The 13,937-nt window shown below is 43.8% G+C and carries 9 protein-coding genes; all 9 read right to left on the bottom strand.

What is annotated here, in order from left to right; translation table 11 throughout:
- Nucleotides 1-99: 99 nt before the first annotated feature.
- The gene (locus ELY38_RS11685) at nucleotides 100-1,293 is read right to left on the bottom strand and encodes a glycosyltransferase (RefSeq protein WP_185858968.1); all 1,194 of its coding nucleotides are present in this window, start codon (nucleotides 1,291-1,293) and stop codon (nucleotides 100-102) included.
- 187 nt (nucleotides 1,294-1,480) lie between these two features.
- The gene (locus tag ELY38_RS11680; RefSeq protein ID WP_185858967.1) at nucleotides 1,481-3,457 is read right to left on the bottom strand and encodes a glycosyltransferase family 2 protein; all 1,977 of its coding nucleotides are present in this window, start codon (nucleotides 3,455-3,457) and stop codon (nucleotides 1,481-1,483) included.
- A 42-nt stretch (nucleotides 3,458-3,499) separates the two neighbouring features.
- On the bottom strand, nucleotides 3,500-4,738 hold the full coding sequence (locus ELY38_RS11675; RefSeq protein ID WP_127062426.1) for a glycosyltransferase family 61 protein: 1,239 nt from the start codon (nucleotides 4,736-4,738) through the stop codon (nucleotides 3,500-3,502).
- A gap of 390 nt (nucleotides 4,739-5,128) precedes the next feature.
- Complete coding sequence (locus tag ELY38_RS11670; protein ID WP_127062424.1) at nucleotides 5,129-6,004, bottom strand: glycosyltransferase family 2 protein; 876 nt, start codon at nucleotides 6,002-6,004, stop codon at nucleotides 5,129-5,131.
- Nucleotides 6,005-6,140: 136 nt separating this feature from the next.
- Nucleotides 6,141-7,043 carry a ParB N-terminal domain-containing protein gene (locus ELY38_RS11665; protein ID WP_127062422.1) on the bottom strand — a complete coding sequence of 301 codons (903 nt, stop codon included), beginning with the start codon at nucleotides 7,041-7,043 and terminating at the stop codon, nucleotides 6,141-6,143.
- A gap of 314 nt (nucleotides 7,044-7,357) precedes the next feature.
- Nucleotides 7,358-9,022: an ABC transporter ATP-binding protein gene (locus tag ELY38_RS11660; protein ID WP_246009131.1), complete on the bottom strand. Its 1,665-nt coding sequence runs from the start codon at nucleotides 9,020-9,022 to the stop codon at nucleotides 7,358-7,360.
- Nucleotides 9,023-9,255: 233 nt separating this feature from the next.
- A complete protein-coding gene (locus ELY38_RS11655; RefSeq protein ID WP_127062419.1) occupies nucleotides 9,256-10,593 on the bottom strand; it encodes a UDP-glucose dehydrogenase family protein in 1,338 nt (445 codons plus the stop codon).
- Nucleotides 10,594-10,660: 67 nt separating this feature from the next.
- On the bottom strand, nucleotides 10,661-11,683 hold the full coding sequence (locus tag ELY38_RS11650; RefSeq protein WP_127062417.1) for an NAD-dependent epimerase: 1,023 nt from the start codon (nucleotides 11,681-11,683) through the stop codon (nucleotides 10,661-10,663).
- A gap of 30 nt (nucleotides 11,684-11,713) precedes the next feature.
- Nucleotides 11,714-13,915 carry a polysaccharide biosynthesis tyrosine autokinase gene (locus ELY38_RS11645; RefSeq protein ID WP_127062416.1) on the bottom strand — a complete coding sequence of 734 codons (2,202 nt, stop codon included), beginning with the start codon at nucleotides 13,913-13,915 and terminating at the stop codon, nucleotides 11,714-11,716.
- Nucleotides 13,916-13,937: the final 22 nt, after the last annotated feature.

Here is a 13,937-nt window from a genome sequence, read left to right as displayed (position 1 = left end):
GTAGCTATCAACTCCTATAAAGCCATTTTTCTTCGTACCTCCTAGTTGAGGCATTTGGAGCCCTCTTGGCTACCGCGTAGATAAATAAATTTTACAGTTTTAGAGAAGCTTACGGTACATGTTTATAAGATGAGTATTTTGATGATCTTTATTATAATCCTGCTCAACCCTAGCTCGGCCTGCTCGCCCTAGTGCTGACCATGATTCCGGACGCTGTGCGAGATGGACGATTTTTTTGGCTAATTCAGTAACATCCCGCTCGGGAACAAGATAACCTGACACTCCATGATCCACTAACTCAGGGATGCCGCTATGTAAAGTCGACAAGACGGGCATTCCAGACGCCATGGCTTCCATAAGCGAGACAGGTATACCTTCCTGATCACCATTCTTGGCTTTTATGCTAGGTAATATAAAAACATCTGCATCAGCCAGTAATTTTTGTACTTCGCCATGCGGTAATGCGCCATGAAGCTTTATACAATCAGTAACTTCCAGCGAGGTGACCAAGTTTTCAATTTCTTCTAATAAAGGGCCTTCGCCAATTATATCGTAATGAAACTTAATTCCTGGATGATTCTTCTTGACTTGGGCCACTGCCTGAATAGCATAAGAAAGCCCTTTTTTTTCTACAAGCCTTGCAGTGGTAATTATTCTTAATGGCCTGGGGCTTGCAACACGTTCTCGATAATTGAAGCGATTGACATCGATACCAACTCGATGTACGAACACACGGGATTCAGGGGCGCCCATATCAAGTAACTTATTCTTCCAAAACTCGCTAACAGGCAAAATTAAATCGGCTTCTTCAAAAACAGGCTTGTAAATATTTTTAGATGTATTTGCCTGCAAAGCGGCAGAAACATCATGCCCATGAAAAGTCACTACTAGTTTTTTTGCAAAGCCAAGCTTTTTTAAATAAGCGCCAAACACACCGTTATGCCCAAAGTGGCAGTGCAGCACATCGACGGGTTGAATATCTAAAGCTGTATTATAGATATAAGGTAGATTCAAGTTTAATGAACTTTTTCCAAAACGGAAAATGTTCCAGCTTCTCAGATAACTAGGATTTTTTTGAGCCAAGTGATGCATAGACCTGCTCAATGCTCCTTTGAAGCGACCTATTTTCTTTGAAGGAACCTGATAGTACCATACTCGTGATTTTAGCGCTTTCTGGTAAGAACCAAGACTTTCCCAAGCAGCATCCATTCCCCGATGTGCAAGAACACTTACATCAATATCGCTATCCAGTAGACCTGTCACATGCTGCATGACAAAGGTTTGAGAAGTCATTGGAAACATACTAGGCATTACGCATACACGCATTTTAATCACTTTTAATTATATAAGTTAGTAACAATTTAATTTCTTATTTGCTTCACTCTTCAAGCTATTGATAAGAATAAAGATATAAGAAATTATCAGATAATTATACCCATTTAACTAACGACTAGTTTATATCAATGTGTATAACGACTTTTCATGTACCAATACTCTCTTTTTTGGCTCTACTATTTCCGTAAATTACCGTTTTAACCTTATTTACGAATTTAAGAGAAAATAACGTTGCCGCTAACGCAACAATAGTACTTTTCGAAGTGGGAGCATAGAAAAAGGCCTTTAACGCGAGTCGGCGTGCTGACTTCATGTCATTCCAATGAGGAGCCATGTGGCGGTTAGCGCTTTGAACGAGAAACAAGTGAGCTACGCCTTCTTTTTTCATCTGCGCTTGGTGTTTCACATAAAACTGATCTCGTGCGTCAAGGTTAGCCTGAAAATTTCGTGATCGCCGAACATCGGTATTTGTTGAGATAGCTCTAATATCGTGATATCGCACAAGAGGTTCTTCAATAAAATCGAAGTAATAGTATCTGGAAATACGCAACCAGTACTCGTAGTCTTCAATCGCCACTAAATTCTCATCAAAAAAACCAACGTTGGTGATAATGTTACGACGCATCATCGTAGACGAACCACCATGAATACAGTTTTTAATGAGCAATTTTCGATAGACGTCTCCTCTTTCAGTAGGGAGCTGAACCTCGCTATGCCCTTCATCCATTACTGTTTCAACACCGGTATAAACTAGTCCCACTTCTGGCGGAGATTGTAGGAATAACTCAACTTGCCTTGATAATTTCTCGGGAAACCATTCATCATCATCATCCAAAAAAGCAACAAACTCTCCTTTAGCCTCGCGTAAGCCCCGGTTACGTGCCGCTGCGACCCCTTGGTTTTCCTTCTGCCTAATATATTTAATTCGAGAATCGTTGTATTCTTTAGTTACTGAATATGGGTCATCTCGAGAGCAATCATCTATAATGAGTATTTCAATATTTTTGAAAGTTTGTGATACAACACTATCTAATGAACGATGTAGCAAATGTGCTCTGTTATAAACAGGAATAATCACACTTACCATGGGTAACTTAACATCTTTTACTTTAGACATTGCTGGCAAACTTGCACTTTCTTTAATTACCATATCATTTAGCCAATCAACTTTTTCTTGAAATTCTTCAGGTGTCGGCTTAGACCCTCTTATACCTGTTGAATAACGCGACAACCATCTAGTGCCTTTAACAAAAATTGACGCAAGGAAAATAGGCTGGTATTTCTTTTGCTTTAACTTAGTATCGCGGTAAATATTTTTATCAACCATTTTTGCATCTTCGGCTATTCCGCGATACGCTCGGCTTAATGAGTCTTTATAATTTTTTTGAATATCTTGCTCTTTAAGGATGCGAGCAATTTTATCAAGGACGTGTATTCGCCCTTTTAATCCTTTTAACGTCTTACCTTTTCCACTCACAGACTCTTGGCCAGATGGAAGTTTTCGATAATACGCTACACCTTTACTAGCTTCTATAAAAGGAATACCTTGGGCGATAGCACGCATCATAAGATCGCCATCTTGATTTATTGTGGCTTCTTCATCCCATCCCCCTGTCTTATTGAAAGCCTCTCTGGTCCAAAGAATAGAACTCGTCGGATAATACCATCCAGTTAACCAGGCACTAAGCGCATCTTGACCTGGCCGACGCTGCGCACACGATGCAGGCCTTGCAAGCCAATTCTCACCAACCTTTTCGAGCCGAAGCCAAGGACAAGCAGCGACACCTGCCTGTTTTGTATTAAGGGCTTCTGATAATGCTTCCAGTGTGTTCGGTCCAAGGACATCATCGGCATCCACGAACATCAGGGCTTCACCCGTGCTAATAGCTGCACCTAAATTACGTGATTTAGGTGCACTCTTGAATTTCCTCGAATACACACTTATTAGAGCTGGATATTCACCTGATAACTGGCAGGCTATGGCTAAGCTGCCGTCATTAGAATTATCATCAATAATAATAATTTCGAGAGGAGGTAGGCTCTGGTTTAACAGCGAGTTAACAGTTTCCGCTAGATATTCTTCCGCGTTGTGGGTGGGAATAATTATCGAAATAGCGCTCATAGTATTCATCCTTGATTATTAAAACTTTCATCTCTTGCTTATTCAAATCAAAGAGGTGAGCATTTCTTTTATAGCTACCGGATTGACAGACATATCTTTTTCCAATGGATGCTCATTCCCTTCTGATTGGGCATTTATGATCCAATATTGATGTTTCATCGCAGATGCCAAAGCATAAAAATTAGGATTTGGAAAACTAAGATCTGCTATCTCTACTATCTGGGCTCCTGGAGGACAAAACATCATGTTTGTCAACCCGGCCCCATGCGGAGCCATTAAAACAGATGTTTCTTGCATCAATTTAACCTGTTCCTGAAATGTTAACTCTTCCATAAAAACCCGTTCAAAGCCATGCGGTTCCAACAAAGACCAAATTTCTTCTTCATTGACCAATTTACGTCTGGATGCTTTAGCGCGGCTAATAAATATTCGTCTATTGGGAGCATCTGCTTCGTATACACCATAAGCGGAAGGCACTAACCTTAGAAGTTCAGGGCGGAACCTATCGGTATCCATGACGGTGAGCTGCTTTACGAATAGCGGTTTATTTTCATCATATGTTAGAAAATCATCTGGATCTAAGCCAAGCATGCGAAGCGAGTCGTTCATGGTCGCAGTGCGATTCGGTGGTAAAATTACCTTATGAAGCAAGTTCTGGTTATGTAGCCATAGCAATTTTGGTAAATGAGCTGTTAGCCAATGAGAGTGGTTATGGTAGACTCGTTCAGTGACCCAAATTGCCTCTTCAAGTTGTAAAGGTTCTGGCGCCTTTCTTAATACTTGTGCATGTTGTTGCTTATAGGCTACTTCGCGCATTATTAAGGCGCGTCGATCACCCGTTAAGATGGCGGGGTAGTAGTCGTTCCCTTTATCAGGATTGTTAAACCAAGTTACCAAACAATTTGGTAATGTGGCTATCTTGGTTTCGCCACTATAGCGGTGAGGTACGTCATAAAAGGAGTAGCCCCACCACCCTTTTTCTGCAGGTAAATCTTCTCTTGATTCAATATTACAGGGCAGAGGATTGTAGGCTTTTTCCTTTTCATGAACTATCTGACAACTACCAACATTTTTCTCATTTTTATTTCTATCAAAGTAATCCTTTATGGTTTCTTTTTGCATTCCACGATATGCAAACCAATTTGGAAGTAGCCCTAAAGAAACTGCTTTCCCAAAAACAACTCCAGCATTTACTAGCAGTTTGGTTTTTACAGAAGCCTCTCTTGGGCTCTTCTCATTTTTAACAACCATTCTTTCGCTTTGCTGGAAGCTCGTTTTCATAAAAAAATCCTTTTATATAATTTTAGATATAGCGCCCAATGATGCTAATACACCAATGTAGGTGGTAATATCGGCACCATAAAAAGATATCTATGATAAAACAGTTTTTTTGATACAAACTGAAGCAGAACACTATCCGTTCAGTTTTGGACCAACGATGCAGTTACTCTCAAGCCTGCATTTATCTGAAGCAGGCGAAAGCAAACTTCACTATGGTTTTAGTTAGAGAGGTGGCGCGAATGGACGCTAGAAGCTCATTGTAAACATCTTTGAACGAGAAAATACCTAATGAGGCTATCTAGAATCCGCTCGGCATTAACTATTCTAGCTACTATGGTACGATTATTGTCGAAACTACGTAAATTCTTATAACGCATATTCCAGCACTGGCTATTTTTTGAAATATTTTCTTTTAGCTCTACCTACCCAACTCCGTGTATGCGAAAGCATTAAACTAGGTAATTTTCTTTTAAAACTTTCTGGAACATTCGAAAAGTACGTTTCCAGGAAATAATTTAAACTCAATTTGTCTGCTTTGTACTTATAACAGTGGCTTTTCAATAAAAGGTTCTCTTCATTTGAAAAGTAATTTTTTTTACTTATTATTTCCCAAGCCACTAGCGCCTCGCTGAATAGTTTGTCGCTAATGCGCTCATGCTCATGTGAATTATCAAACACATATGACGCTTCATGCACGCATCGCATAGAGCCGCCGTGGCGCAAGATGCTTAGCCAACAGTCAAGGTCTTGCCACATCGGCAATTGTTCATCGAATAAGCTTTTTTGTAGTATTTCTTTGGTTGTAAAAATTTGATTTCCTACATAATTATAAAGAAGTAAATCTTGGTAACTAACGTTATCTTTTCTAACGACCTTTCTTTCTCCTTTTTTCAGCTTAAGGATAACATCGGAGAATAATGCAACATCGTTTTCCTGCCATTCCGATACAAAGGTAGAAATTCTGTTTTCTAGAAAATAGTCATCATCATCTAGCCCAGTAATAAAATGCCCTTTAGCATATCTAATTGCTTGATTACGGCTTGCAGGGGCTCCTCTCTTGGCTTTTTTTTCCACTAACCTTACGCGATTGTCCTCTCGCGACAACTGATGTATGTAATCTAAAGTGCCATCTTTCGAACCGTCATCTACCACAATAACTTCAATATTTTTATAATCTTGTTTTAAAGCACTATTGACCGCTCTTTCGAGAAGGGAAAGCCTATTGTAAGTTGGTATATAGATTGAAACTAAAGGTGCTACTTCCATATTGTTCTCAATTATCGAAAAATTTCGATTACAAAAAATAAAAGCAAATATCACAAGCTAACTATGTTGCTTTATCTATATATTATAGATATTTTAGACTACATTTATCTAATAATCCCAACCTTTAACTGCTGTGCTATTGCAGCCAACATGCATTACGCTTGGCCCAGCTACAACTATCAAAGTTAAATAAATATTTTATATAAGCTATTGCTTCATCGCTTTGCCATAATCCTGATTTTACCTGGGGCCAATGATTAACATATTTAGTATCTATAAAATAATCCTGAACTATAAATGTTGCTGGAATTGTCGTATATCCTAGAGCCGCCAATGCGGCTGTCCGATGTACTCCGCCTCCTCTAAGCATGAATATATAATCGCTATTGTCCTTAATCATCATGACGCCGACATCGCCATGATCCCTCTGATAACCTTCTCTTTTTATTTTCTCATAAATATTTACCAATCGGTTATATTCGAATTCACCTAGCCTTCTTGACACTGGGCCGTAATTTTTATATCCATCGTCTTTCATATTGAGCTGCTGATGCTCATGCTCCTGATAATCTCTTGCACTCCATTGATCAACATCTTTTCGCATACGTTCTAATGATGAATCCACTCTCCAAGGCATTAAATAATGGCCATAGGTAGGAAAATTCCCGAACGATTCTGGCGCTTGGTTAAATCCTGCCAGTACTTCAGCAGCACTTTGAGGATTCCAGTTTTGATAAAACTTCTGAAGTATAGAGCCTTCGTATTTATTCACGCCACTTTTGGCATATTCTTTTAACGCAGCAACAAAAGGATGCCATTGATTAGTACCAAAGCCAAAACCTGTTTCTTGGCGGCACAGCTCAATCGGGCATTTGAAAGATGACTTTAATCCCAGCTGACGTAATACCAAGGAATCCAAGGGATCGGTATAAACTTTATTTTCTGCTGTTTTACTCTCTTTTAGACGGGTTAGTTTATAGCCTAACCTAGCAAGAATTTTTTTTTGATAAGCATTACCAACACGAAGTATCTTTTCCATTGTTACTTTCCCTTACATTTTAATACAAATGTAATGTGAAAAGCTTCAAAGTGTCAAGCTAACCACCTGGTCTATTAATTTTTTTGTAATATAATGGTTAATGGTGCGAAAGAAGCCACGTATGTCTTACTGTTTTAAGCCATGTCGATAAATTAATAATTAAGCGGGATATAGTAACACTATTCACGGCCTGTTTTATTATTGAAATGACTTAAGATTATTAATGATTTAAGCGGGGCTCAATTTATTAAGAGCCCGCACTCAGTGCTGAAAGTTAGATATTTTATGTGGTTAATACCATAATTTTTCTCGCTTCATGCATGCTCAGCCATTCGCCTGAACATGTCGTTACGTTCCGCTAACTCGTCATGGCTGCCCTGGTCTATCACTTTGCCATCGGCCATCAGATAAATACTATCACACTGTTTTACCGTTGCCAGACGATGCGCAATCATGATGATGGTCTTCTTTCCGGCGAAATTATGAATGGCATCCATTACTAGTTTTTCGGTAATACCGTCCAACGAACTCGTCGCTTCATCGAGCACCAGCACATCTGCATCATCATACAACGCTCGGGCTATGCCTATGCGCTGACGCTGACCGCCCGAGAGCTGAATACCGCGCTCGCCCACGCCTGTTTCCAATCCATCCGGCAACCTCTCCAGAAATTCATCCAAAAGGGCCATCTTGGCGGCTTTTTTCACGCGTTCATCGTCGATCTCTTCCGGTGGCAAGCCGAAAGCAATATTTTCCCGGATGCTCGCATCTGACAGAAAGATACTCTGCGATACAAAGCCAACGTTATTCTGCCACGCCCGCAGCGCCTGACCACTGAGCGGCTCGCCATCTACCTTCAACGCACCGCTTTGTGGCGTAATTAAACCCAGTAGGATATCAATGGTAGTGGATTTCCCTGAACCGCTGGACCCCACTAATCCGATTACATGATTTACTGGTATTTCTAGCGTCAAGCCGCTCAGTGCTTTCTTCTCTGTGCCGGGGTAGCAGAAATGGATGCCATCCAATGTGATGTTCTGCTGTGGCGTGAGCTTGCCTGCCTTGTGGGCATGCTGGATCTCTGTATTGTGCTTACTAGCCGCCAGATCCGCCTCTAACATATCGAAGGATGCGATGTTGCCTTTAATAGTTGCCAGGCCGGCGTAGATCTGCTGGAAGGCTGGCAGTAATTTAAAACCTGCCAGAGCGTACATGGATAAAATCGGCAGAATATCGCCTAAGTTGCCCTCGTAGGCTGCTAACAGATACAGTACCAGAAAGATCACTGCCCCAAAGGCCAGAAGCTCCATTCCGTAACGCGGCACTTGAGATAGTGCGATTGTAACGCCTTTCGCTCTAGCAAATTTTCGGCTGGTCGCTTCAAAGCGCTGATTGAAATCAGCCTGACGGCCAAGTAATAGCGTGTCCTTGATGCCGCCAAAACCTTCATTCATCAACTTGAAGCGAACTCTGCTAGTGGTGGAAATAGTCTTGCCGTTACGTGCCAGCCGCTTGCGTACCGTATGGAAAAGCCCCCAATACGCTATACCGAAAAGTATCACACCGGCTATCGCCACCACTGGGTTGAATATAAAGATCGCTGCCGTCATCACCAGCGCTAGAGTTCCCTTTGCATTCATCCTCATTAATGGTTGGATGACACTGCCGGTAACCCGCGAAGCTTCTTGAGAAACTTTATTGATCAGCTGGCTGCTGCTGCCACTAGCATGGAAAAGCCAAGGCTGCTGCATATAGTGCTGGAAAAGGCGGATGGATAGCTCCGCGCCGATTTGCTGTGCATAGAGTGACAGCCGCCAAGTAACGAAAACAGAGACTGCAGCGGCACCCGTCAAGGCTATAATTACCGCAACCCCCAACCAAAAAATAAACTGACGAGGAGTTTCCATGCCACTGGCCTGATAGAGCTGCCCGAGCGTGCCATCACCCTCCAGGCGGCTGATATCGCCCACCACCGCCATGAAGGGGCCAATCGCGGCTACGCCCGCTACTTCAGCAAAGGCCATTAGCACCACAAGTACTTGCAGCCTGAGAAGTTTTTTACGCTGCTCCTTGGTGAGTAGTTTCCAAAGCCGTTGAACACGTTTAAACATATAACAACCTACCATCAATAGTTAAAAGAATAAGATATGTGCGCCCAACAGTTGATGGGGAAACTAGCAATTATACTGTCTTATAATCTTAATGCTGGTGATCACACCACCCTACCATTGCGCCCAACCGAGTAGTAGGTAAAGCCTTTCTTACGCATACGTGCTGGCTGGAACATATTGCGCCCATCGAAGAGCGTGGGCTGACTGAGCTGAGACTTGATGAGGTCAAAATTAGGGGCTCGGAAACTCTGCCATTCAGTAACAATCACTAGTGCATCCGCCCCCTTCAGGACGGCTTCTTTGGTACCACAAAGCGCCAGATCATCACGCGTACCATAAATACGCTGCGCCTCTTCCATGGCTTCTGGATCGTATGCCTGTACTTTAGCGCCAGCCTGCCACAAAGCTTCCATTAGCACCCGGCTTGGTGCCTCACGCATATCGTCGGTATTAGGCTTGAAAGAGAGCCCCCATAAAGCAAAGGTCTTGCCTTCAAGCTGACCTTCGAAGTGACGGTGTATTTTCTTGAACAGCGTGGTTTTCTGCTCCTGGTTACGAGCTTCAACGGCCTTTAGTAACTTGGCGTCAAAATCGATGTCACCAGCAGTGCGAATCAGCGCCTGAACGTCCTTTGGGAAACATGAGCCCCCGTAACCTACTCCAGGGTAGATAAAGTGGTAGCCGATACGCGGGTCGGAACCGATCCCTTGGCGAACCATCTCGATGTCGGCACCTAGAAGCTCAGAGAGATTAGCTATCTCGTTCATGAAGCTGATCTTGGTCGCCAACATACAGTTAGCTGCATATTTGGTGAGTTCTGCGCTTCTTACATCCATGACGATGACTTTGTCATGGTTGCGGTTGAATGGCGCATACAGCTCGCGCATCACCTCAACACTGGCCTCGTTCTCAGTGCCAATGATAATTCGGTCGGGTTTCTGACAATCGGCAACGGCACTGCCCTCTTTCAAAAACTCCGGATTGGATACTACATCGAAGTTCAGATCCTCTCGATTACGCTTGGCGAGGACCTCTGCTACTTTGGCCCTCACCTTGTCGGCAGTGCCCACCGGCACGGTCGATTTATCGATGATGATCTGTTCGCATTGCATGTATTCAGCGATGGTTTGGGCTACTGACAGGACATATTTAAGATCAGCCGAGCCATCCTCGTCAGGTGGTGTTCCGACAGCAATAAACTGCACTTGTCCATGCTTAACGCCTGCCTCTGCGTCGGTAGTGAATTCCAACCGACCCGCTGCATAGTTCTCTCGCACCAGTGATTCAAGGCCAGGCTCATAAATGGGGATGTGCCCTTGGCTGAGTTGCTGAATCTTCTCAGCGTCCACATCAACGCATACAACGTGGTGCCCTACATCAGCCAAAATAGCGCCTTGCACCAAGCCTACATATCCTGTTCCAAATACCGTGACGTTCATGCCATTCCTTTCCTATTCTTTGTATGTTTAACCATTGCGCAGATACAGGGCCCAACTGCAGTCGCGATCACACTTGATAATAATCACGGTACCAAGCAACAAAGTTAGCAACCCCTTCTTTTACTGGTGTTGCAGGCTGGTAATTAACGGCATTTTTGAGTTCACTGCTATCAGCATAAGTATCTGGAACATCACCTGCCTGAAGCGGCAAGAGATCCTGCTTCGCGGTTTTATTTAACGCATGCTCAAGCGCCTCGATGTAAGCACTTAGCTTCACCGGGTTATTATTGCCAATATTGAACAGTCGGTAAGGGGCATTACTAGTAGCTGGGTCTGGATCATCGCTGTTCCAATCCGCATTAGGTTCGGCGATTTGGTCACTGGCTCGGATCACACCTTCCACAATATCAGCTACGTAAGTGAAATCACGGGTATGGTTGCCATGGTTGAACACGGTAATCGGCTCATCCGCCAACATGCTTTTAGTAAACTTGAATAGCGCCATGTCCGGCCGCCCCCAAGGGCCATACACCGTAAAGAAGCGGAGTCCTGTGGTCGGTAAGCTAAAGAGATGGCTATAACTATGTGCCATCATTTCATTGGCTTTTTTGGTGGCTGCATAAAACTGAAGGGGATGATTAGCACCATCATGCTCAGAGAATGGCATATTGGTATTAGCACCATAAACGGAACTAGTACTGGCGTACGTTAAATGGGGTGTTTTAGCGTAGCGGCAGGCTTCCAGCACGTTGGTAAACGCGATGATGTTACTTTCCACATAGCTATGCGGGTTCTCGATGGAGTAGCGAACACCCGCTTGTGCCGCTAAATGGATAACACGATCAAATTTATGCTCTTCAAAACAGCTTGTTACCGCTTTTTGATCCGCTAGATTTTTGCGGATGAAATGAAACGGGGTTCCTGTTTTTTCAGATAAGGAATGCAGTTCCTCAAGACGGCGCTCTTTAATATCAACATCGTAATAATCGTTGACGCTATCAAACCCGACGACTTCGTCGCCTCTTTCTAATAGACGACTGGCGGTATGAAAACCAATAAAACCTGCTACGCCGGTTACAAGAATCTTCATCTTTATCTTCCTTTAAATGCTTTGCATTACCTACTGGTATTTGTAGGTACCGTATCCGTAGTAACCCGACGCGCCTCTAGAGGAGATTTTAACGCCGTTCAAAATTGCACCTTGTATTTCAAGCCCACTACCTTCAAGACGCTTTTTCGCCATTCGTATTTCACTTAATGAGTTTTTATCGAATCTTGTTACCAGCAGGGTAGTTCCACAATGTTTGCCTGCGACACAGGCATCAGTTACGGCGAGGACAGGTGGGGTATCTACAATTACCATGTCGTACATTTCGCTTAAGTCTTCCAGCGCTTGTTCAAACCCAGGCCGCATCAATAATTCAGAAGGATTGCTAGCCCCTACCCCCCGAGTAATAACATCATAATGAGCGATCCCTGTGGGCTTAATGATATCTTCAAGCGTTAGTTCGCCACTGAGAAACTCAACCAGACCGCCTGCGCTCGCTTGGCCAAAGGCATGATGCAAATTGCCTTTACGAAGGTCTGCATCAATGATGAGAACTTTCTTGCCCGCCATCGCCGAGATAGCACCCAAGTTAATACTGACAAAGCTTTTACCTATACCAGGACTTGGCCCAGTCAGCATGACGCGATTATTGCGTCCATCCATCATGGTAAAGTGCAGACTGGTACGTAACCCCCGAAGTGACTCAAGGGATAGATCCATTGGATCTCGTTGAGCCAGCACGCCCCCCACCACACTTTTCGACGTTTTTTGTCCACGCCGTTTCAGTTCTCGGTTGAGTTTATGCTGTGCTGAGGACAGCGGTACGGTAGCGTAAACCGGTAAGCCGACACTTTCTAACTGCTCGGAGGATTCGACACCCCGTTTCAACAGCTCTTTCAATAATATATATCCGACAATAAGCAAGAAGCCTAGAACGGTGTAAAGAGCGAAAATACGCGCTACATTAGGGGCAACTTGACCATTGAGTACAGCGCTATCAATGATACGGATATTGCCGATAGTACCTGCACGGGCCACTTCTAATTCTTGTACTTTGTTTAAAATATTTACATATATAGCTTGAGTAACTTCTACATCCCGAGTGCGTCTCAGCACCTCTTGCTGGGCAGCGGGTAGTTCGTTCACCCTGGCATTAAGTTGTTGCAAGTCACGTTCAATCTGTCGGCGTTGACGAAGTAATGCTTGATAATTGGGGTGGCTGGGCGTGAATCGTTGTGCAAGCTCGGCTTCTTGAAATTCCAGCTCATCAAGTCGTGTATCGAGTTCAATATAACGCTGTATAGCTGCCTGTGCCTCACTGCTGAGATCCACGCTGTCTAGATTGGCACGATAATCATTAAGATTTTGCTCCGCTAAATCAAGCTGCTCACGCAGCTCTGGTGCTTGCTGCTGGAGAAATTCTAAACTTTGCTGTGCCTGCTCGGATTGACGCTCGATATTTTGGGTTAAGAAGGTTTGTGCTACGGCATCTAAGCTACGGATGATCTCGCTCGGCTTCTCCCCAGTCATCATTAAGCGAATCATGCCCGTTGTGGTGCCGCCTCCAGCAACTTCAGCTACTTGCAATCGACTTGCAATGCCACGAATGGCCGATGGCTTGTGCTGGCGAGTCAATACATACTGCGCTCCCTCGGCAGCCTCAAAGCTTTCAATAGTGAGTTCAAGGCCACCCTCATAAAATACCTCAGGGCGTCCTAGCGTACCCGTTCCTACACGATTATCCCCTAGCATCACATAATAGGTGTCTCTGGGGCCTCGCTCTACGGTAAATCTCTGCCCTCGGAGACTATCATCAATAGTAAAGCGGGCTACATTGATACTTTCATTCCCCCATACATGCGGGTAACCCTTCATAAAGTCAGGCCGGGGTATGCCTCTACGTAATACCAAGCCACCGATAAAAGGTAGTTCCACTGGTGAAATATTGAAGTCGCTACCTACTCGGTCTACTACCTGACCCAGCACCATCCGCGACTGCAGAATCTGCAGTTCTGCCGAGGTATTGAACTCCCCTGACGCTGGGCCGGTAACACTCTCAACCGCACCAAGTGGACTAACGGTATTACGTCTTTCAACTTGTACTAACGCATCGGCTTGATAAATGGGCGTTACCAGCATGCCGTGCAAAATGCCGATAAAAGCGAACAATACGGTAAAGCCAATGATCAGCCACTTTTTTCTAAAAAGTGCACCAAACATTCGGCTTAGGTCTATTGTCTCTTCCGGAGTACTCTTTTGTGATGTGTCTGACATTGGTTCTATCGCTAACTCTCAG

Origin of the sequence: Vreelandella nanhaiensis (assembly GCF_003990185.1) — a bacterium.
Classification (GTDB): Bacteria; Pseudomonadota; Gammaproteobacteria; order Pseudomonadales; family Halomonadaceae; genus Vreelandella; species Vreelandella nanhaiensis.
The sequence above is the reverse complement of the archived record's forward strand: the minus strand, read 5'-3'. Positions and strand labels throughout refer to the sequence as shown.